General features: G+C 65.6%; 16 protein-coding genes and 1 pseudogene. 10 read left to right on the top strand and 7 right to left on the bottom strand.

Annotated elements, in window-relative coordinates:
* On the bottom strand, positions 1-4,901 hold a 4,901-nt coding region (locus C7H84_RS28825), incomplete at its 3' end, for an ESPR domain-containing protein (RefSeq protein WP_276208417.1).
* A 1,001-nt stretch (positions 4,902-5,902) separates the two neighbouring features.
* Positions 5,903-6,805, bottom strand: coding sequence for a ferritin-like domain-containing protein (locus C7H84_RS28820; protein ID WP_121861979.1), 903 nt, complete (start codon positions 6,803-6,805; stop codon positions 5,903-5,905).
* A gap of 5 nt (positions 6,806-6,810) precedes the next feature.
* On the opposite strand from C7H84_RS28820, the gene C7H84_RS28815 reads away from it, so the two are divergent.
* The 10 genes from C7H84_RS28815 (at position 6,811) to arsH (ending at position 15,170) form a co-directional block, all read left to right on the top strand.
* The gene (locus tag C7H84_RS28815) at positions 6,811-7,056 is read left to right on the top strand and encodes a hypothetical protein (RefSeq protein WP_162999395.1); all 246 of its coding nucleotides are present in this window, start codon (positions 6,811-6,813) and stop codon (positions 7,054-7,056) included.
* 125 nt (positions 7,057-7,181) lie between these two features.
* Entirely contained in the window at positions 7,182-8,159 is a 978-nt protein-coding gene (locus C7H84_RS28810) for a chromate resistance protein ChrB domain-containing protein (protein ID WP_162999394.1), read from the top strand.
* Entirely contained in the window at positions 8,156-9,334 is a 1,179-nt protein-coding gene (locus C7H84_RS28805; RefSeq protein ID WP_121861976.1) for a chromate transporter, read from the top strand. The genes C7H84_RS28810 and C7H84_RS28805 overlap by 4 nt, the downstream gene beginning before the upstream one ends.
* A gap of 123 nt (positions 9,335-9,457) precedes the next feature.
* On the top strand, positions 9,458-9,886 hold the full coding sequence (locus C7H84_RS28800) for a chromate resistance protein ChrB domain-containing protein (RefSeq protein WP_121861975.1): 429 nt from the start codon (positions 9,458-9,460) through the stop codon (positions 9,884-9,886).
* 85 nt (positions 9,887-9,971) lie between these two features.
* The gene (locus tag C7H84_RS28795) at positions 9,972-11,129 is read left to right on the top strand and encodes an MFS transporter (RefSeq protein WP_240462124.1); all 1,158 of its coding nucleotides are present in this window, start codon (positions 9,972-9,974) and stop codon (positions 11,127-11,129) included.
* Positions 11,130-11,234: 105 nt separating this feature from the next.
* On the top strand, positions 11,235-12,299 hold the full coding sequence (locus C7H84_RS28790; RefSeq protein WP_121861974.1) for a YncE family protein: 1,065 nt from the start codon (positions 11,235-11,237) through the stop codon (positions 12,297-12,299).
* Between the two features lie 152 nt (positions 12,300-12,451).
* Entirely contained in the window at positions 12,452-12,787 is a 336-nt protein-coding gene (locus tag C7H84_RS28785; RefSeq protein ID WP_121861973.1) for a metalloregulator ArsR/SmtB family transcription factor, read from the top strand.
* A gap of 22 nt (positions 12,788-12,809) precedes the next feature.
* Positions 12,810-13,304 carry an arsenate reductase ArsC gene (locus C7H84_RS28780; protein ID WP_121861972.1) on the top strand — a complete coding sequence of 165 codons (495 nt, stop codon included), beginning with the start codon at positions 12,810-12,812 and terminating at the stop codon, positions 13,302-13,304.
* A gap of 52 nt (positions 13,305-13,356) precedes the next feature.
* Positions 13,357-14,451, top strand: a complete 1,095-nt coding sequence (arsB, locus tag C7H84_RS28775) for an ACR3 family arsenite efflux transporter (protein ID WP_121861971.1) — start codon at positions 13,357-13,359, stop codon at positions 14,449-14,451.
* On the top strand, positions 14,448-15,170 hold the full coding sequence (gene arsH / locus C7H84_RS28770) for an arsenical resistance protein ArsH (RefSeq protein WP_121861970.1): 723 nt from the start codon (positions 14,448-14,450) through the stop codon (positions 15,168-15,170). The genes arsB and arsH overlap by 4 nt, the downstream gene beginning before the upstream one ends.
* Positions 15,171-15,413: 243 nt before the next feature.
* On the opposite strand, the gene C7H84_RS28765 is transcribed toward arsH, so the two are convergent.
* The 5 genes and pseudogenes from C7H84_RS28765 to C7H84_RS28745 form a co-directional block, all read right to left on the bottom strand.
* Positions 15,414-15,632 (bottom strand): transcriptional regulator, encoded by a 219-nt coding sequence (locus C7H84_RS28765; protein WP_096502005.1) that lies wholly within the window; start codon positions 15,630-15,632, stop codon positions 15,414-15,416.
* Positions 15,633-15,882: 250 nt separating this feature from the next.
* Positions 15,883-16,533 carry an NAD(P)H-dependent oxidoreductase gene (locus tag C7H84_RS28760; protein WP_059466925.1) on the bottom strand — a complete coding sequence of 217 codons (651 nt, stop codon included), beginning with the start codon at positions 16,531-16,533 and terminating at the stop codon, positions 15,883-15,885.
* A gap of 301 nt (positions 16,534-16,834) precedes the next feature.
* Positions 16,835-16,957: pseudogene (locus C7H84_RS36970) on the bottom strand (NIPSNAP family protein); the annotation flags it as partial.
* A gap of 16 nt (positions 16,958-16,973) precedes the next feature.
* Complete coding sequence (locus C7H84_RS28750) at positions 16,974-18,323, bottom strand: DUF3999 domain-containing protein (protein ID WP_121861968.1); 1,350 nt, start codon at positions 18,321-18,323, stop codon at positions 16,974-16,976.
* Positions 18,320-21,766, bottom strand: coding sequence for a DUF2339 domain-containing protein (locus C7H84_RS28745; RefSeq protein ID WP_121861967.1), 3,447 nt, complete (start codon positions 21,764-21,766; stop codon positions 18,320-18,322). Before C7H84_RS28745 ends, C7H84_RS28750 begins: the two co-directional genes overlap by 4 nt.
* Between the last annotated feature and the right edge of the window lie 332 nt (positions 21,767-22,098).

Genomic DNA, 22,098 nt, shown 5'->3' with positions numbered 1-22,098 from the left:
GAGGTCGAGGTCGAAAGCGAACCGATCGAGCTGGTCGCCGACGAGAGGCCGGTCGACGTGGAGGTCGAGAGCGAAGCGACCGAGCTGTCAGTCGAGCTGAGGCCCGTCGACAACGAGTTGATGCCGGTCGAGGTCGAGGTGGACAGCGAACTGATCGAGCTGGTCGCCGAGGAGAGACCTGTCGACGTGGAAGTCGAGAGCGAAGCCACCGAGCTGTCGGTCGAGCTGAGGCCGGTGGATAGCGAGTTGATGCCGGTCGAGGTCGAGGTGGACAGCGAACTGATCGAGCTGGTCGCCGATGAAAGGCCGGTCGACGTGGAGGTCGACAGCGAAACCACCGAGCTGTCGGTCGAGCTGAGGCCAGTCGACAGCGAATTGATGCCGGTCGAAGTCGACGTGGACAGCGACGAGATCGAGCTGGTCGCCGACGACAGGCCCGTCGACGTCGAGGTCGACAGCGAAGCGACCGAGCTGTCAGTCGAGCTGAGGCCCGTCGACAACGAGTTGATACCGGTCGAGGTCGACGTGGACAACGAGGTGATCGAGCTGTTGGCCGACGACAGACCGGTGGAGGTAGAGGTCGAGAGCGACCCGATCGAGCTGGCCGCCGACGAAAGGCCCGTCGACGTGGAAGTCGAGAGCGAGGCCACCGAGCTGTCGGTCGAGCTGAGGCCCGTCGACAACGAGTTGATACCGGTCGATGTCGACGTGGACAGCGAGGTGATCGAGCTGTTGGCCGACGACAGACCGGTGGAGGTCGAGGTCGAGAGCGAACCGATCGAGCTGGTCGCCGACGAAAGGCCCGTCGACGTGGAGGTCGAGAGCGAAGCGACCGAGCTGTCAGTCGAGCTGAGGCCGGTGGACAACGAGTTGATACCGGTCGAGGTCGACGTGGACAACGACGTGATCGAGCTGTTGGCCGACGACAGACCGGTGGAGGTCGAGGTCGAAAGCGAACCGATCGAGCTGGTCGCCGACGAAAGGCCCGTCGACGTGGAAGTCGAGAGCGAGGCCACCGAGCTGTCGGTCGAGCTGAGGCCCGTCGACAGCGAATTGATGCCAGTCGAAGTCGACGTGGACAGCGACGAGATCGAGCTGGTTGCCGACGAAAGGCCGGTCGAGGTCGAGGTCGAAAGCGAACCGATCGAGCTGGTCGCCGACGAGAGGCCGGTCGACGTGGAGGTCGAGAGCGAAGCGACCGAGCTGTCAGTCGAGCTGAGGCCCGTCGACAACGAGTTGATGCCGGTTGAAGTCGACGTGGACAGCGACGAGATCGAGCTGCTTGCCGACGACAGGCCGGTCGACGTGGAGGTCGACAGCGAAGCCACCGAGCTGTCGGTCGAGCTGAGGCCAGTCGAGAGCGAGCCGATCGAGCTGTTCGCCGACGAGAGACCTGTCGACGTGGAGGTCGACAGCGAAGCCACGGAGCTGTTGGTCGAGCTGAGGCCAGTCGACAACGAATTGATGCCCGTCGAAGTCGACGTGGACAGCGACGTGATCGAGCTATTAGCCGACGACAGACCCGTCGAGGTCGACGACGAAAGCGACGTCACCGAGCTATTGGTCGAGCTGAGCCCCGTCGACAACGAAGTGATGCCGGTCGACAGCGACGAGATTGCGCTGCTGGACGACGACACCGTCGTCGACAGCGAGTTCACCGCCGAATTGGTCGCGAAGAGCTGGGAGCCGTTGATCGCGTCCGTGCTGCTTGCCGTGATTTGGCCTGCCGCGACGTTGGTGATCTGACGCGTGATGCCGTTGGCCGCGTCGCCGACGCTCACCACGCTACTCGGATTGCCGCCCGCGAACGTGCTCGTCACACCGCCGAGGGTACCCGTCGGCGTTGCATTCGGCGCTGCGGTGACGGAGCCGCTGCCCAGGGCGACGTCGCCGGTGTGGTTGGCGATGGCGTTCGGACCGATCGCGACCGAGTCCGTGCCGAGCGCCTGGCTGTCCGCTGCCGTCGAATTGGCATGGAAGTACTTGATGCCCTGGCTGTTGATGCTGTCGATCGCCGAGCCGACACTGTTGGCGGTCGACGTCGTGCCGTTCGCGTTGTACGTGGTGTACGCCGGAGCCGAAACCGTTCCAGTCGTCGGATCGTACTTCGCGCCGCCGCCGAGGGCGGAGGCCGTGCTGCTGCCGAGATTGTCGGTCTTGGTCGCGACCGTGCTGAGACCGGTGGACAGCGAGCCGATGGAGCTGTTAGCCGACGAGAGGCCGGTCGAGGTCGACGACGAGAGCGACGTCACCGAACTATTCGTCGAGCTGAGCCCCGTCGACAGTGAGCTGATGCCCGTGGAAGCCGACGTGGACAGTGACGTGATCGAACTGTTCGCCGACGAGAGGCCCGTCGACGTCGAGGACGAGAGGGAGGTAACCGAACTATTGGTCGAACTGAGGCCGGTCGACAGCGAGTTGATGCCCGTGGAAGTCGACGTGGAGAGCGACGTGATCGAGCTGTTAGCCGACGAGAGACCCGTCGAGGTCGAGGACGAGAGCGACGCGACCGAACTATTGGTCGAGCTCAAGCCGGTGGACAGCGAGTTGATGCCCGTGGAAGTCGACGTGGAAAGGGAAGTGATCGAGCTGTTGGCCGACGAGAGACCCGTCGAGGTCGACGACGAGAGCGACGCGACCGAACTATTGGTCGAGCTCAGGCCGGTGGACAACGAGTTGATCCCCGTCGAAGTCGACGTGGAAAGCGAGGCGACCGAGCTGTTAGCCGACGAGAGACCCGTCGAGGTCGAGGACGAAAGCGACGTCACCGAGCTGTTGGTCGAGCTCAGGCCGGTCGACAGCGAGTTGATGCCCGTCGAAGTCGACGTGGAAAGTGACGTGATCGAGCTGTTCGCTGACGAGAGACCCGTCGACGTGGAGGTCGACAGCGAAGCCACGGAGCTGTTGGTCGAGCTGACGCCCGTCGACAACGAATTGATACCCGTCGAAGTCGACGTGGACAGCGAAGTGATTGAACTGGTTGCCGACGACAAGCCGGTCGACGTCGACGTCGAGAGCGAGCCGATCGAGCTGTTCGCCGACGAGAGACCTGTCGACGTGGAGGTCGAGAGCGAAGCCACCGAGCTGTTGGTCGAGCTCAGGCCGGTGGACAGCGAGTTGATGCCCGTGGAAGTCGACGTGGACAGCGACGTGATCGAGCTGTTGGCCGACGACAGACCCGTCGAGGTCGACGTGGAAAGCGAAGTGATCGAGCTGTTGGCCGACGACAGACCCGTCGAGGTCGACGTGGAAAGCGAAGTGATCGAGCTGTTAGCCGACGAGAGACCGGTCGAGGTCGAGGACGAAAGCGACGTAACCGAGCTGTTCGTCGAGCTGAGCCCCGTCGACAGCGAGTTGATGCCCGTCGAAGTCGACGTGGACAGTGACGTGATCGAGCTGTTAGCCGACGAGAGACCTGTCGAGGTCGACGACGAGAGCGACGTAACCGAGCTATTGGTCGAGCTGAGCCCCGTCGACAGCGAGCTGATGCCCGTGGAAGCCGACGTGGACAGCGACGTAACCGAGCTATTGGTCGTGCTCAGGCCAGTCGACAGCGAACTGACACCCGTCGATGCCGACGTGGAAAGCGACGTGATCGAGCTGTTGGCCGACGACAGCCCGGTCGACGTGGACGACGAAAGCGAAGTCACAGAACTCTTTGTCGAGCTAAGACCCGTCGACAACGAATTGATGCCCGTCGAGGTCGACGTGGACAGCGACGAGATCGAGCTGTTGGCCGACGACAAGCCGGTCGACGTGGACGACGAAAGCGACGTGACCGAACTATTGGTCGCGCTCAGACCGGTGGACAACGAATTGATACCGGTCGAAGTCGACGTGGACAACGACGAAATCGAGCTGTTGGCCGACGACAGCCCCGTCGAGGTCGAAGTCGACAGGCTGGCGATGCTGGACGTCGTCGTGCTGGCGACCGCATAAAGCTGGCTGCCGTTGATGGCATCCGTGCTCGTCGCGCTGACCAGGCCCGCGCCGACGTTCTGGATGCGTCGCTCGGCGTTGACGGCGCCGACACTCACCACGCCGCCCGGCGAGCTGGCGCCTGCGTACGTACCGAAGGTCTGGCTGCCGATGGTGGTGCTGCTGACCGTGCCCGTGCCGCCGGTCGTGCTGCCCGCCGTTCCATTCGTCACCGAGTTGCTGCCCAGTGCGACCGAGTTGGCGACGTTCGCGGTCGACGCGAGGCCGATCGCGATACCCGACGTGGCGGTCGACGCGACGGACGATTGCCCGCCGATCGCGATGCCGTCCGATGCGGCGGCTTGTGCCCCCTTCGTTGCGTTGCTGCCGATTGCGACCGCGCCGGCACCCGAAGCGATGGTCGAGTTCGCATAGGAAAGCGGGGTGGTGCCATTACCGGCTGCACCGCCGATCGCGACCGAATTCAATGCGTTGGCCGTTGCCCCGAAGCCGAGCGCGGTCGAACCCGTGCCGCTGGCGGTCGACTCGAGGCCGGCGGACGTGCCCCACAGCGCAGCAGATGACAGAAAGCCCGTCGCCGTACCACCGTTGCCGGTCACTTGCGCGAACGCACCATACACCGTGGCCGCGAGATTGTTGTTGCCGCTCGAGTTGCAGCCCGCAACCGTCGAGTAAGTGCCGGATCCGTCGACGGGATAGGCATTGGTGTTGCCTGTGGTCGTTCGGCCGACGGTGCCGTTGGTGCCGCTCGACGTACACGACGACACGGTGAATTGGCTCCCGTTCGTCGTGCCTGGAACGAAGGTATTGGCGCTGGCGAGCGACGGCAGCATTGCGACGGCGACCAGTACTGCGGCAGCAACGACTGACTTGTTCGGCTTGCCCCGTGCCGAATCGTGTTCGGATGCCGCGACCCAGGCGCCAAGGGCTTCGTTCCAGATCGAGCGGTATGTGCGGTTCATGTCCAGCTAGCTCCAAATAAGCACGTCACACACCGGTCTATTTCGTTAGATGAATCTGCCGTGCGCTCGCGCGAATCTCAAAATTGATGGGCGGAGTTTATTGGAGGCGCTATTTTAAGATTGACAAACAGTGAAAAATTGAGTGTTTGGAAAGTTAAAAGATGGTTAATGCATCATGTTTTGACGCGTTGGTGTGTAACAGAGTTGGAAATATCGAGAACACGTGACGTTTGGCTCGTCGCCTCTCGTAACTGCGTAAATACGCATTATAAATCAATGACTTACTATGCAGTTGTGTAGCCTTCCGCACATTTCCTCAAGTCAAAAGTAAGACAAATGAAATGGCAAACGTTTGCGCGCGAACGCTGCCTTTCTAATTTGTAATGATTCTCGGGATGCTAATTCGCGCGATTCGGATTTTTCTTTTAATTTGTTAATTATGGATTTGGCTTTGATTTTAGTGCCATTTATTTACTATCCGGAGAATCAAACTGACGCGAAAGATGAAACATTGAGGTATGCCGATCTGCGCATCGAACCGGCCGCCCTGGCCCGTGGGACGGGCATCCCGCGACCACCAGGTTCACGAAGTTGTAAAAAATTGCTACAGCCGATCACCCGTGGATGTGGGATCTCGTTTCGAATCGGTCCGAGTGGCGCTATTCCATATGGTGCGTTACGGCCCGATTAATGGAGGCGCCAGATCGCCTCTGCGGGAGAGGGTTGCAACTTGGGTCACTGCGGCGGTGACGGGGTGCCCAACAAGACGTGGCAGGAACGCAAAAAGCGAGGAAGCTTGAGGAGAGGCGGCGAGCCCGAAATGCGAGGCCATCGCCGTAATGCTCCGACCTGGCGACGAAGTTGGAAACCCGCGAGGCGAGGGGATGCGCGCGGCCTCGCGCAGGCATGGGAGGCCGAGAGCGCGTACGCGCCGGCCGGCGTGACATCGCGCGCGACTCACATCATGCGACGCCCGCAACTCGCCGACCGGCGCCGCCGCGTTATTTCCGCATGAATCGCAGCGCGAGGCGCGCCATGCGCGGCACGAACATCGGGCGCAGCAGCCGTTTGTCGTAGCCGGCCATCCGTCGGTCGTTCTCGGTGAGACACAGCTCGATCAGTTCGCGTGGATCCAGCGATTCTCCGATGTCCGCGGTGCCTGTCGCCGGGAAGTTCGCGTCGCGCGCGACGCCGTCGGTGTCGATGCCGCGCGCGATGCCGATGCGGTCGCGAATCAGGACCACCCACACGGCCGCGACGCGCGCGAAGAACCACGGCCGGCGCCACCACGGCAAATTGCGCCAGTGCCATGCGTACCAGTTCGCGAAGAACAGGATGTGGCGGCCTTCCTCCTGGATCACGGGTTCGAAGGTATCGACGAGTTCGGCCGGGAAATAACCGGAGCGCTGCGCGGAGCGAAAGAGGCCGAATGCGAAGAAGCTGTCGATGCACTCGCTGAAGCCGGTCATCAGCCACGACCACTCGGGGTCCTGCGGCGCGGGATACGCCGGTTCGGGGGCGAGCTTGATGCCGTAGGCCTCGACCAGCTTCGACAGCACGACCTTGTGCCGCGCCTCCTCGCCGCCGTCCATCTCGAGCGCGCGGCGCAGCAGCGGATCGGCGACGGTCGCGGCAAAGGTGGCGACGCGGATCGACGCGCGGCCTTCGGTTTGCACGGCGATGTCCCAGATGGGCAGCGACGTGAGCCGCCTGAGTTCGTCGGGCTTGAGCGGCGGCCAGTCGATGACCGCCGGTTTGTACGGATTGTGCGTGTCGAGCAGCATGCGACAGAACATCTGCCTGTGCGCATCGGAACCGATCCCGACCGGACCCTGCCTCTCGAAGGTCCAGTTGCGCATGGCGTGATCTGCCGCTGCATGTTCGTGCTGCAGCGTGTCGGACATGGCTGTTGTTATGCGATTACAAGACGAAAGATTTTTGCATAGCTTCCGTGATCGCGTATTTTCGCGCGGGCATGCGCGGCTGGTATCGATTGTCGATAAAGCCGAGCGACAGCGCCCACGCGCCGGATTGTTCGGGTCCGACGCGACAGGCGGAAAACCTCCGTTCCGATCTCGCCCGCGGCGTGTTCGGCATCGACTACCCGTTCGACGACAAGAACCGCTTCAGGAATTTGAAATCGAGCACGGCGTGACGTCGTAGCACCAGGGCATTTCCGGGCGGCCCCGCTTCGCCGGATCGCCCGGGCGAGCGACGCGGCGAGCGGGCTCGCCACAAGTTCACTTGTAGAATGCATAACATATGAGTAGCATTCGCTACATGAACGCTATCTCGACGTGGTCACTGCTGATCCTTACCCTCCCCACCCAGAACGCGACTGCCCGCATGCGGTTCTGGCGCGCGCTGAAGGCGAAGGGCTGCGCGGTGCTGCGCGATGGCGTCTATCTGTTGCCCTGCACCGCAGAGCACGAGGAGATGCTGCGCGAGCTCGCAGCCGCGATCGCCGAAAGTGGCGGCACCGCGCATCTGTTGCGCGCGCCGAGTGCCGACGCATCGCAGGAACGGGAATTCCGCGCACTCTTCGATCGCGGCGACGACTACGCCGCTTTCACGCAGACGCTGGCGGAGGACCGCAAGACGCTCGCCGGGCAGTCCGCGACGGAACTCGGCCGCCTGCTTCGCCGCGTGCGCAAGGATTTCGACACGATCCGCGCAATCGACTACTTCCCGGGCGATGCGGCCACCCGCGCCGAAGTCGCGCTGCAGGATTTCATCGCGCTGGTCGACACCGTGCTGTCGCCGGGTGAGCCGCATGCTGCCGAGCGCGCCATCCGCCCGCTCGCGATCGACGAGTATCAGGGCCGCACCTGGGCCACGCGCCAGCGCATGTGGGTCGATCGCGTCGCCAGCGCATGGCTGATCCGCCGCTTCATCGACACCCGCGCGCGGTTCGTCTGGCTCGCATCGCCCGACGATTGCCCCGCCGACGCGCTGGGCTTCGATTTCGACGGCGCCGCATTTACTCACGTCGGCGAGCGCGTGACGTTCGAGGTGTTGCTGGCCAGTTTCGGGCTCGAGAAGGATCACGCACTGGCACGGCTCGGGGAGATCGTGCATTCGCTCGATGTAGGCGGCCCCGCCGTGCCCGAAGCGATCGGCTTCGAGGCCGTGATGGCGGGCACGCGGCATCGCACGGAAAACGACGATCAATTGCTGGAACAGATGGGCGCAGTGCTCGAGTCGCTCTATGCGCATTTCGCGTCGAATGCACAGAGCGAAACCAGGAGGCGGTCATGACCCCGACGATGGCAACAAACGCGCCGAGCTACTCGCTGGGCCAGCTGGTCCGCTATATGCTGAGGCTCGGCGCGCTGGGCTTTGGCGGCCCCGTTGCCCTCGCCGGCTACATGCGCCGCGATCTCGTCGATCAGCGAGGATGGATCACGGAAGCGGACTACAAGGAAGGCATCACGCTCGCGCAGCTCGCGCCCGGGCCGATGGCTGCCCAACTCGCGATCTATCTGGGATTCGTTCACTATCGGCTCCTCGGCGCGACGCTCGTCGGATTCGCATTCGTGTTGCCATCGTTCCTGATGGTGCTCGCGCTCGGGTTCGCGTACTCGCACTTCGGCGGGCTGTCGTGGATGCAGGCGGTTTTCTATGGCGTCGGGGCTGCGGTGGTCGGCATCATCGCGATGAGCGCGTACAAGCTCACGACGAAAACCGTCGGCAACGACAAGCTGCTCTGGGCGATCTTCCTCGCGCTGGCGATCGTCACGTTCGTGACCGAATCCGAGATCGCGTGGCTCTTCATCGCCGCCGGGCTGATCGGCTGGCTGTGGCGCGCGCCGCCCAAATGGCTGAACAGGGGCGGTTTGAATGCGCTGGCCGGCGCGAATCTGCCGGCGGCCAGCGGCCTGCTGAGCGGCATCGACCTGCCGCAGCTCGTGCAGATCGGCGTGTTCTTCATGAAGGCGGGGGCGTTCGTGTTCGGCTCGGGGCTCGCGATCGTGCCGTTCCTGTACGGCGGCGTCGTCACCGAGCATCACTGGCTCAACGACAAGCAGTTCGTCGATGCGGTCGCGGTCGCGATGATCACTCCCGGTCCGGTCGTGATCACCGTCGGCTTCATCGGCTATCTGGTCGCGGGGCTGCCCGGCGCGATCGTCGCCGCGCTCGGCACGTTTTTACCGTGCTACCTGTTCACCGTGATTCCCGCGCCGTACGTGAAGAAGTACGGTCACCTGCCGGGCGTCAAGGCGTTCGTCGACGGCATCACGGCAGCGGCAGTCGGCGCGATCACGGGCTCCGTGCTCGTCATTGCGAAACGCTCGATCGTCGACGTTCCTACCGCGATGCTGGCCATTGCAACCGTGTTGCTGCTGTGGCGCTTCAAGAAGCTGCAGGAGCCGGTCGTCGTCACGGCGGCAGCGCTGTTCGGGCTGGTGGCCTATCCGTTGCTGCACCAATGATTCGCGTGGCCGGGCGGCCGGTCGACACGCATCGAACGACATTCGATCCGGTGTGGGCGCGGAACACGACGGTCCACCGTGCAGCGGTGTCGCCGTATCGCTTCGCTCGACAGGAGAAACGCCATGAAATGGATTACGCGGGAACGGCCGAAGATCGATCGCATCGCCTGCCCGTGGCTGATTGCCCGGTTTATCGACAAGACGCCTGAATTTCTCTACGTGCCGGGCGCGGAGGTCATGCGACTGGCCAACGAAACGGGCGCGACTCCGTACGACGTGCCGGGCGTCGAGTTCGGCCACCACGGCGAGCGGTGCAGCTTCGATGCGTTTCTCGACAAGTATCGGCTCGACAACCCGGCGCTGCGCAAACTCGCGCGGATCGTGCGCGGCGCAGATACTGGCCGCCTCGATCTCGCACCGGAAGCCGCCGGCCTGTACGCGATCTCGATCGGCCTTTCCGCCAACTTCGCCGACGACCACGAACAACTCCGATACGGCATGGCGATGTACGACGCACTCTACGCGTGGTGCCAGCGTGATACACGCGCGTAGCAATCGGCCCGCGTCGTCGTTCGCCGGTCGCTTGCTGCCGGCAGGCACCGATCCGGCAGCGGGGCTTATTCTTGCCAGCCGCGGCATGCGCGGGTTCTGCGACGGATTCATTGCCGTGTTGCTGCCGGCGTATCTGCTGTCGCTCGGATTCTCGCAACTGGACGTCGGTTTGATCAGCACGACGACGTTGGCCGGGTCGGCCATCGCGACGATCGCGGTCGGCATGCTCGCGAGCCGTTTCACGCAACGGCGCATGTTGACGCTGGCGGCGGTGCTGATGGCAACAACAGGCATCGGCTTCGCGAGTTTCTCTTCGTTGTGGCCGCTGCTCGTCATCGCGTTTACCGGCACGCTCAATCCGAGTTCGGGTGACGTCAGCCTGTTTTTGCCGCTCGAACAGTCGCGTCTGGCGCAGGCAGCTGGAGGTGACGCCCGCACTGCGCTGTTTGCGCGATACAGCCTCGTCGGGGCCGTATCGGCAGCGGTCGGCGCCCTCGCGGCAGGCCTGCCGATCTGGGTCGCATCGCACACCGGAATCACGGCGCTCGGCGCGATGCGCTGCATGTTTCTGTTCTATGCAGTGACGGGCGGCGCCGTTTGCATGCTGTATCGACGATTGCCGCGCCCGGATGCGCACGCGGCGAAGGCAACGCCTCCGCTCGGTCCGTCACGCCCGATCGTCATGCGGCTTGCGATGCTGTTCAGCATCGACGCGTTCGCGGGCGGCCTCGTCGTCAACTCGCTGTTGTCGCTGTGGTTGATGCAGCGCTTCGGGCTCTCGATCGCCGCTGCCGGTCAGTTCTTCTTCTGGGCGGGACTGCTGTCGGCGGCCTCGCAGCTTGCGGCGGCGCCGCTATCGTGCAGGATCGGCCTGCTGAACACGATGGTGTTCACGCATATCCCGTCGAGCGTCTGCCTGATCGGCGCCGCATTCGCGCCGTCATTGCCGCTGACCCTGGCGCTGCTGCTGGCGCGCAGCGCGCTTTCGCAAATGGATGTACCGACGCGCACCGCGTACGTGATGGCGGTCGTCACGCCGGCGGAGCGGCCGGCAGCCGCCAGCTTCACGGCTGTCCCGCGCAGCCTCGCGGCCGCGGTCGCGCCAACTTTGGCCGGCGGCCTGTTCAGCCTCGGCTGGCTCGGCGCGCCGCTGATCGCATGCGGTGCGCTGAAGATCGCCTATGACCTGTCGCTGCTGGCTGCTTTTCGACACATCAAACCGGACGACGACCGGGCGCGATAAATGCGGCCACGGTCAAAGAACACGGAAGCGAGGGACCCGGCAAAGCGACGCATCGAAACGAAGGTGCGCGCTTCCTGTCAACCCATGTGAAAGGACGGTCCGCCAATGCCGGTTCGCGACAGATTGGTGCGCGCGATCGCGCGGCGCCTGAACCCCGGCGTCGTAAGTTACCTCGCGATTCTGGTGCTGTCCTCGATCGCCGGCGCGTTTGTGCCCGCTGCTCGGCCAACCGCCGCGCAAATAGGCATGAATCATTTGCCGCTGACGCACGTCGCCGATATTCCGCTGCCCGGGCGAACGACCCGGCTCGACTACGAAAGCTACGATCCCGGCCGCCACCTGCTGTTCATTGCGCATCTTGGCGACGGCGAGGTGAACGTCGTCGACACACATGCATCGCGCGTGGTCGCACGCGTTCCGGGCATCTCGTCCGTGCATGGCGTGCTTGCGATTCCGGAGCTGTCGCGTGTCTATGCATCTGCGACGGGAACGGACGAGCTCGTCGCCATCGACGAAACGACCCTGAAGATCGTCGCGCGGATGCCAGGCGGACGGTATCCGGACGGCATTGCCTATGCACCGACCGTGCACAAGCTCTACGTATCGGACGAGACAGGCAAGACCGAGACCGTCGTCGATGTTCGAAACAACCAGCGTGTCGCGACGATTCCGCTCGGCGGCGAGGTCGGCAACACGCAATACGATCCCGAGTCGCGGCACATCTTCGTCAACGTACAGACGCGCAACGAACTCGTCGAAATCGATCCGGCGAACGATCGGATCGTCGGGCGGTTCGCATTGACGGGTGCCGACCACAATCACGGACTGCTGATCGATTCGAAAGATCGCCTCGCGTTCGTCGCGTGTCAGGGCAACGACAAGCTGCTCGTTTTCGATATGGTCGCGCGGCAGGTCGTCCAGTCGTTCGATATCGGCAAGGATCCGGATGTCCTCGCGCTCGACCCGGCGCTGAACAGAATTTATGTGGCCGGTGAAGCCGGCGTCGTTTCAGTCTTCAGTGTCGACGGCTCAAAGGTGGCCAGGATCGGGGAGGGCGTCGTCGGGCCGAATGCTCACGTGGTCGCGATCGACCCCGACACGCATCGTTCGTACTTTCCGTTGAAGAATGTGGGCGGGCGCCCGGTGCTGCGCGTCATGGCGCCGCGTTGACCGTCGCGCTACCCAACCGGGAGCAGCGAACGAATCTTGGCGCGCATCCCGCGATTTGACCTTGGGCCAGCACGGTGAGGGCGGACGTCACTGGCCCCACTCGCGGAGCGAAGTTATTGCCTACGCTTCTATATTTCGAATAATATCGAATCATGGAAACGAATCAGACCGTCACCGCGCTTGCGGCCCTCGCGCACGAATCGCGCCTTGCCGTGTTTCGCGCGCTCGTGCAGGCCGGCCCATCGGGGTTGCCCGCCGGCCAAATTGCGACGCTGCTCGACGTGCCGCCGTCGTCGTTGTCGTTTCATCTGAAGGAACTGGCGCATGCACAGCTCGTTACGAGCCGCCAGGAAGGCCGCTTCGTGATCTATTGCGCGAACTTCGCGACGATGAACGGGCTCATCGGCTATCTCACCGAGAACTGCTGCGGCGGCAATCCGTGCTCGCCGGTTTCGGCCTGTTCGCCTGCCTGTTCCGACCAGCCCTGAACCTCCGTTTGCGCGCTTGCCGATGACCACCAACGTCCTGATTCTCTGCACCCACAATTCCGCGCGCAGCGTGCTTGCCGAGGGAATGCTGAACCACTGGGCCCGCAAACTGGGCCGCGACGTGCGCGCGTTCAGCGCAGGCAGCGCGCCGAGCGGCCGGCTCAACCCGTTCGCGCTGGACGCGCTGACCGGCGCCGGCGTCGACGTCACCGGCTACCGCAGCAAAAGCTGGGACGAATTCATCGGTGACGGTGCGCCGGAAATGCGCATCGTGATCACGGTATGCGACAGCGCGGCCGCGGAGACGTGCCCGTACTGGCCCGGCAGTCCGGTGAACGTGCATTGGGGTTACGCCGATCCGTCGAACGCATTGGGCGGCGATGCGGGCAAGCGGCTCGCGTTCGAACTGACGCGCGAGGCGCTCGGCTACCGGATGCTGCAACTGCTGGCGCTGCCGCTCGAACGCCTGAGCGACGCCGAACTCGAGGCGGCGCTGAACGACATCTCGCGGAACTGAGCGCTCGCATCACGGCGCGCCGTGCGCGTTTTCACGTATCGAATCCTGTCCGATGAACACGTCCAACATCATTCCGCCTCGCCACGCCGTCGCGAAGCCGGCGATCAATTTCTTCGAACGCTACCTGACGGTGTGGGTCGCGCTGTGCATCGTTGCCGGCATCGCGCTCGGCCAGATGCTGCCCGGCGTATTCCAGCGGATCGGCCGTATCGAATACGCGCAGGTCAACCTGCCGGTCGGGCTGCTGATCTGGGTGATGATCATCCCGATGCTCGTGAAAGTCGACTTCGGCGCGCTGCATGAGGTGCGCCGTCACGCGAAGGGAATCGGCGTTACGCTGGTCGTGAACTGGCTCGTCAAGCCGTTCTCGATGGCGTTCCTCGGCTGGCTGTTCGTACGGCACCTGTTCGCGCCGATGCTGCCCGCGGAGCAGCTCGACAGCTACATCGCCGGCCTGATTCTGCTGGCCGCCGCGCCGTGCACCGCGATGGTGTTCGTATGGAGCCGGCTGACGGGCGGCGACCCGCTCTTCACGCTGTCGCAGGTCGCGCTGAACGACAGCATCATGGTGATCGCGTTCGCGCCGTTGGTCGGGCTGCTGCTCGGGATGTCCGCGATTACCGTGCCGTGGGCGACGCTGCTCACGTCGGTGGTGCTCTACATCGTGATTCCGGTGGCCCTTGCGCAGCTCTGGCGCAGGTGGCTGCTGGCGCAAGGGCAGGCGGCGTTCGAGGCCGCGATGGCACGGATCGGCCCGTGGTCGATCGCCGCGCTGCTCGCGACGCTTGTATTGCTGTTCGCGTTCCAGGGCGAAGCGATCCTGACGCAGCCGCTCGTCATCGCATTGCTCGCGGTGCCGATCCTGATCCAGGTGTTCTTCAATGCAGCGCTTGCGTACTGGCTCAATCGCGCGGTGGGCGAGCAGCATAACGTCGCGTGCCCGTCCGCGCTGATCGGCGCATCCAACTTCTTCGAGCTCGCCGTCGCGGCCGCGATCAGCCTGTTCGGCTTCCATTCGGGCGCGGCACTCGCCACCGTCGTCGGCGTGTTGATCGAAGTGCCGGCGATGCTGCTCGTGGTGCGCGTCGTGAACCGGTCGAAGGGCTGGTACGAATGCGCGCGAGCCAACCAGAGAACCCTTTCATGACCGACCGACTGACCGACCTGCCGCAACTCGCGCCGGAATTCTTCCGCGTGCCGGACGCGAGCCGCTTGCGGATGGCATCACCGTCCACCCATCCGCCGCGGTTCCTGCTGCTGTACGGGTCGGTGCGCGAGCGTTCGTTCAGCCGCCTGCTGGTCGAGGAATCCGAACGCCTGCTCACGGCGATGGGTGCGGAGGTGCGCGTATTCAACCCGAGCGGCCTGCCGCTGCCGGACGACGCGCCGGAGAGTCATCCGAAGGTCGTCGAGTTGCGCGAACTCGTGATGTGGTCGGAGGGCATGGTGTGGTGCTCGCCGGAACGGCATGGCGCCATGACCGGCATCATGAAATCGCAGATCGACTGGATTCCGCTGTCGGTCGGCGCCGTGCGGCCGACGCAGGGCAAGACGCTCGCGGTGATGCAGGTGAGCGGCGGCTCGCAGTCGTTCAACGCGGTCAATCAGATGCGCGTGCTCGGGCGCTGGATGCGCATGCTGACCATTCCGAACCAGTCGTCGGTGGCGAAGGCGTTCATGGAGTTCGACGAAGCGGGGCGGATGAAGCCGTCGGCGTATTACGACCGGGTCGTCGACGTGATGGAGGAACTGGTGAAGTTCACGCTGCTGACTCGCGACGTCGGTCCGTATCTGGTCGACCGGTACAGCGAGCGGAAGGAAAGCGCGGAAGCGTTGTCGCAGCGCGTGAACCAGCGGAGCATCTGAAGGTCGGTGCCAAGGCGCCACGATGGCGATCCGTCACGCCATTGGATCGGCGCGACACCAACGCTGCGCCTTGGTCGTCGATGCGTGTCATCGGGTTGCCGAGGCGTCTGCCTCGATGATCAATCGAATCCATGCCTGGATCTCCGTTTCCACCCATAACGGCAGGTTCCGCCGCGCCGTGGTCTCGGAAAGCCAGCATGTCGCTCGACTCCATTGGCAAACGATAGCTGCCCGGTGCCGCGCTCAGGCCTGCGTGTCGACCCAGAGGCGTCCCCAGCGGGACGCGTAGGCGAGCGCGTGTTCCTCTTCGAAGAAGAAATCGATCGCATCGAACGACACGGCACGCGGCGACGGGCCGCCGGTGGCCTTCTCGATCGTGAGGTTCGCGGCGAACAGCCCGTTCGGCAGCCGGGCGGCAGCGGGAGCGACTTCGTAGCCCTTGTAGCGGATCGTGCGGTTCATGGGGTGCCCATGGAGGGTTCGGGCTTTCAGCGTACGAAAACCCGCTGTCCGCGTGAACCAATCTTTCGGCCAATGCAAATCACGTGACGGGCTGAATCGTTATTGGCGCGGGGAGTCGGCATGCAGCACGGGCGTCAGCGCGATGCGCGCCGAATCGTCGGAGTCGTCGGAATCGAGGGAATCGTCGAACACGCGCCGCCCGCGCGCGGCGAACGTCGTCGGCCGGGCGCGGGCGGTGGGAAGGCGGAGGTTACTGGTTGGCGATCTTGAGCACGGGCGCGAGCGCGTCGACCGATGCCGCGTGCGTGGCCGCGCGATGCGACGCGAACGCGAGCGCGAATTCGGCAGCCTGCGAGCCGACGGTTTCGAGCTGCGCGACGACCTTCGGATCCGAGCAGCTGTCGGCGCTGTCGAAGCGCGTTTCGAGCGTGTTCACGGTGGCGCCGAACGGGGTCGGCCAGCCGCGCAGCGCGTGGACGATCGAACGCAGCGACGTCAGCACGGTGCCGGCGGCTTGCCAGCCGTAGGCCGTGACGATCAGGCCGACCGCGCGGCCGTCGAGATACGGGCGCTCGTCGGCGCGCAGTTCTTCCAGCGTATCGAGCGCGTTCTTCACGAGGCCGGACACGCCGCCGTGATAGCCGGGCGTCGCGATGATGATCGCATCGGCTTCGCGCACAGTGTCGATCAGCTCGCGCTGCGCATCGGTCAGCGTCTTGTGTTCGGGGGCGTAGTGCGGCAGCGTGTGGAGGAACGGGCCGTCGAACAGGCGCGTGCGTGCACCGGCGGCCTGCGCGCCGCGCAGCGCGAACGAGAGTGCGCGCTCGGTCGACGACGCGGCTCGGGTGGTGCCGCCGATGCCGACCACGAACGGGCGGCGGTGTTGATCGAATGCAGTCAAGGGGCGCTCCTTGGGGATGGCTTGCCCGGCTAAGCACAGGCTTAAAACCAAATGGTAACGACCCCGCAGCCACTCTGAAAACGACTTTTCGTTCTATCGATATGCCGTGCGTGCGGGTCGAGGGTGTGCGCGGTGGCGCAAATGAATAGCAGAAATGCTTGGTTGGGACGGCGCGCCAGGCTCGATAAGATGGGCTCGTCTCCTCCATGATGTCTCTACTGACATGGGTTGGCCCCGCCGCGCGGATGCAGGCGGGGCTTTTTTTCGTCCCGCGCCTGAAACGGGGCGCGATGCGCGGGCGTTACTCGAACACCGGCCGGAAGAAGCTGCGTTCGTCGCTGACGATGCAGCGCGTTTCTTCGGCATGGCGGAACGCGGCCTCGCACGCGGGATCGGCCTCCAAGCGTTCGCGGTAGCGCTCGTGCCTCGGTGACGTGGCCTTACTCGTCGCGCTTGGGCGTATCGCCGCCGCCGCGCGCAAGCCGCCAGGCGATCGTGCCCAGCACGCCGACCGCGACGACCAGCGCACCCCACAGCACATACCGGCGCGTTGCATCCGTATCGGCCGACTCCACCGGCACCGCGGAGGCCGGCAACGCCGCGCCGACGCGCGCAGGCCGCACTTCCGGCGCCATCCCGACCAGCAGCGCATCGCGGCTCACGGCCGACGACGGCAGCGACGCATTGCCGACGCCGAGCGTGAACGGCGGCGTGCCGCGCGCGACGAAGGTCAGCGCCGCAGGATGCCAGCCGACCGCGACGGCCGGCTGGCCGCCGCCGAGCCCGCCGTTGCGCATGTCGACGACGATTCGCCAGGCGCGATCCGGATTCGACGGAAACGCCAGCGGCGGGTTGCGTTGTTCGCCGCCCTTGCCCTGGAGCCGGAACAGCACGGCTTCGGCGACGTCGCGCCATGCCGCCTGCGCATCGGGGCGGCTCTGCACGGTTGCGCGCGCAACCGTATTCGGTTGCGGCAGGTCGATGCGCACACGGTCGACCGGATACGCGCCGTCGGTCTCGAACAGATACTCGCCGGGCGTGCCGCCGGCCCGCACGTGCGCGGCGTCGCGCCATTGACGCGGCACGGCTGCCGTGTCCGCGGTGCGTGCGTCGCGCGGTCGCGTTTCGATCTCGATCGACCCGATCGCGGGGGCGCCGTCGACCCAGTCGAGCCGCAGGTAGCGCGGCGCCGTACCTTCCAGCGTGATGCGTTCCTGCACCAGCATGTCGCCGCCGCGCCCGACCTTCAGCAGTTGCGTGCTGCCGAGCGAGCGCCAGTTGCGCAAGTCGTCGCTCGCGTCGACGGTGACGCGCCCCTGGTAGCTGTCGTCGCTCACATGCACGAGCAGCGCATCGACTTCGCTATCCGCATGCGATAAATCGACGAGATCGGCCGCGTGCTTCGCGCGAGCCGGTGCGGTGACGGCCGCGCGCAGCGAGCCGTCCGGCGCGACCGACACGCCGAGCGGCGTCTGGCCATCGTCGGTGCGGGCCGGCGGCAGCGGGAACCAGTGCACCGGCGTGCGCGACGGCGGCACGGCCGCGGCCGCGGGCGCATCGAGCGAATACGGTACGGGTTCGCCGGCGCCGTTGAAGATACGCACGTCGCCGAGATCGTCACGCCGGCTGCCCGCATACACGGCTTGCGGCACGGTGAGCTGGTAGTACGCGGCGCTGCCGTCGAGGTCGAGCGCGAAGCGTTGCGCGACGCGTTCGGCGCCGGGCGTGCCGCCGGCTGCCGCGAACGACGTCAGCAGGCTCAGGCCGAGCAGGGCTGCGAGTCGTTTCATCGTGGGCTCTCGTCCGGTGTGACCGCGGCCTTCGGCGGCAGCGGCGAGAAATAGCCGATCAACAGCAGCAGCACGCCGATGCCGATGAACGACACGATGCGTTCGATGCCGGTGACGTGCGACAGGTCGAACAGGAACAGCTTGATCACCGTGAGCGCGAGCAGTGCGGCGCCGACGAACCACAGCGGACGCAAGCCGCGACGCGTGGCCCAGATCATCGTCGCGAGCGCGCAGAGCGTCCAGTACACGGAGACCGACGCCTGGACGAGCGTCGATTCCGCCATCGCATCGAATGCGTACGGCACGCCGGTCCAGTGATGCAACGTGCGCAGCAGGATCGCGTTCAGCCACAGGAAGGCCGTCGCGCCGGCCGCGCCGAGCAGTTCGACACGATAGTTGCCGAACGACCAGCCGAGCCGGTGCGCACGCACGAACCACGACGCGGCGAGCGCATAGACCACCACGAGCACGAGATCGAGCGGATTGAGCAGCGGGACGCGCGCCCAGCTGCCGCCGTCCTGCGTGAAGTTTGCATAGAAGGTCCAGACCCACATCACGACGATCAGCGGCAGCGACGCGAGCGCGCACACGCGCGCGATGCCGTCGCGGCGCGTCAACCACATGCTGGCGAACGCGAACAGGCTCCAGCCGACCATGAACACCTGCTGGATGCCGAACGACGACAGCACGGTGTCGATGTCGTACGCATGGTGGAAACGGTGATGCAGCGTGCGCAGCAACAGCGCGTTGAACCACAGGAATACGGTCGCGAGCGCGGCAAGGTCGATCGCGAGCGGATGCCAGTTGACGCCGAGCGTTTTCAGGCGGCGCAGCCATGCGGCGAACGCGACGAAGATCAGCAGTTGCGCGACGTCCAGCGGGTTGAGCAGCGGCAGCCAGAACAGCGGCGACGCATCGCCGTCGCTCGATACGCTGGAGAGGCTCCACAGCCACAGCAGCGCGGCAAGCGGCGCGGCGCCCCACACCTGGTACGCGCGCGGGAACACGGCGATCGGCCAGCGCGGGCGCGAGCCGGGGCCGGCCACGAGCAGAAGCAGCACGCCGAAGCCGTAAGCCCATGCGCTCCAGCTCCACGCGCCTTCAGGCACGAACGCGCGCAGGCGCCAGAAGCCTTCGAGCGAGAACAGCCCGCACAACGTCCAGAACATCAGCGTATGCAGCGGCGCGATGACCGGCGTGGCGATCGCCGCCACGGCCGACGTGCGGGTCGTGCCCGCCACCCCCGCGGCCCCCGCCACTGAGCCGGCGTCCGCCGTGCCGCGCGCCTGACGCAGAAGCAGCGCATAGCACCCGATAACGGCGATTGGCCACGCGAACGCGCCCATTCCCGACAACGGCGCCTCATGCGCATCGAACGCGCGCAATGCGAGCAGCGCGAGCACCGGCGTCAACGCGAGCGCGGGCCATTCGGCGATCGGCCACGCGAGCTTGCGGCGCGCGACGTGGGCGAGCCACGCGGTGACGGCGGCGAACAGCGCGGTTGCATCGACGACGAAGCGGTCCGCGTGCAGATCGACGTGACGGCTCGCGTAGACGAGGATCTCGTGCAGCCCGGCGCTCAGCCACCACAGCAATCCCCACGCCGCAGCGGCTGCACCGAGGTCGGGCATCCATGCGTGCCACGCGCGTGCTTCGTCGCGGCCGTGCAACCACCAGCCGGTGAACAGCCCGGCAAGCGCGATCAGCAGCATGGCGATATACGGGCTGTTGAGCACCGGCAGCGCGTTCGCGTCGGCCGGCCCGAGCAGGCTCGTGAAGAACGCGCTGGCCGCGGCGACCTGCATCAGCAAGCCGAAGCCGAACGGCGCCAGGCGTTTCTCGCGTACGCCGACCCACACGATCGCCGCGCCTTCGATTGCCCACGCGGCACTCGTGGTCGGGCCCGAGAACGCGAGCGGTATCGCGAGCGTCGCGAAGATCACCGCGAGCGCGAGCATCGCTTCGAACAGCAGCGCGAGGCGCTCGCGGCGCCGCGCGAGCCACGCGGCGACCGCGACGTAGAACGCCGACAGCGCGACCGCGCTCCACGCGAGCCCGAACGGCATGCCCTTCACGAGCGACGCCTGCAGCGCGGTCGCGACGATCGGCGTGCCGAACACGAGCGTGCCGTCCACATAGTGGCGCAGCGCCAGCTCGCGTTTCGCCGCGTACAGCAGCGCGATGCCGACATACATCAGGAAGAACAGGATCAGGAATGGTTCGGTGGTCGCGAACAACGCGGGGCGGTACGCGGTCACGCCCCATGCCGCGCCGATCGTGAACGTGAACACGAAGCCGAGCAGGTTCAGCGGACGCCACGCCTTGAACCACGCGATCGCGAAGATGCCCGCATTGAGCAAGGCGTAATAGCTGAACAGCGCGACATGGCTGCCGTGTCCGGTCGACAGCAGCACCGGCGCGAGAAAGCCGCCCGCGCTGCCCATGAACGCGAGCGGCAGCGCGTTCTGCCTCACCGCGAGGAACGCGCTCAGCGCGCATACCGCAACCATCAGCGGGAATGCCGCGCCAACCGGCAGCAGCGCGTAGAGCTTGGTCGCGGCGAAGATCGTCAGGTACAGGATGCCGACGCCGCCGCCCTGCAGCACGAGGCCGTACGCCGCGCGGCGCGCGCGTACGCGCCAGCCGATCGCGAGCAGCGCGGCCGCGGCGAGCGCCGTGCCGGCCAGGCGGAATTCGATCGGCAGCATGTTGTTGTCTGCCGCGTATTTGAGCAGGAACGCGACGCCGAAGAACAGCACGATGATGCCGACGCGCACGACCGTGTTGCCGCCGAGCAGCCAGTCGCGCGCGGCGCGGAACGCGCGGTCGGCGATGCCGGGTTCACGCGGTACCGGTGGGACAGGCGGAGCGGGTCGGGCAGGCGGGGCAGGCGGCGTGGTCGTTGCGGGCGCATTCGTCGGTACGCCGGCCGCGGCCGGTGCGTTGCTCGGGTGCGTGACGGGCATCGGCGTGGGAGCCGGCGCGGGCACCGGCGCGGAGGTCGACGACGGCGTGCCGGCGCTCGCGGTGGCGGATTGCACGGATGGGCGCGGCGCGCTCGACGCGGGCGATGACGGGACGATGGCCGGAGTCGGAGCGGGCGCTGTCGCGGCGCTGCCGGTCGCGGCGGCGCCGGCCTTCCCGCCGGCGAGTTGGCCACGCAGCACCTGGAGCTCGCGTGTGAGCGCATCGACTGTCGCTTCGAGACGCGCGACGCGCTCGGCGAGCGGAACGGGTGGGGGCGGCGACGTCGCAGGCGTCGTCGGGATCGCGAACGCGTCGGGTGTCGTGCCGCCGGTCTTGCGCTTGTGTTGCTGCAGCGCGTGGCCGATGCAGAACCCGACCGCTGCACCGAGCAGCGCCCCGTTCGCAGCCGAAAAATCCCCGAACAACGCGGCGATACCGCCCACGATGAAACCGATTGCGGCAAAAGCCCAATTCATCGCCTAGCTCCCTCTCTCATTTCGTTATCGTCCTTCGATCGTCGCGCGGCCCGATCGAGGCTGGTGCGGTATGGCCGGCAGGCGAACCGGCATGCGCGTACCGCTGGCGGCGGTGTGGTTGCCGGCAATGTATCACAGCGGCCGTGCGGGATTTTCTGGGTTGCGGGCGGGGCGCGAAACGTGGCTGTCGCGCGTTCGCGATGCCTTATTTTCGAACGACCATTCGCTTTATCGGCATGACGCAATTGACACAGTCCGATCGGACGTGAAATTGTCGCAAAACGACGTGCGCCCGCTGCCGATTTGCGCAAAACTGGGCCTCTTTCACGTCG

This window comes from Burkholderia sp. Nafp2/4-1b (genome assembly GCF_003635165.1).
Classification (GTDB): domain Bacteria; phylum Pseudomonadota; class Gammaproteobacteria; order Burkholderiales; family Burkholderiaceae; genus Burkholderia.
The sequence above is the reverse complement of the archived record's forward strand: the minus strand, read 5'-3'. Positions and strand labels throughout refer to the sequence as shown.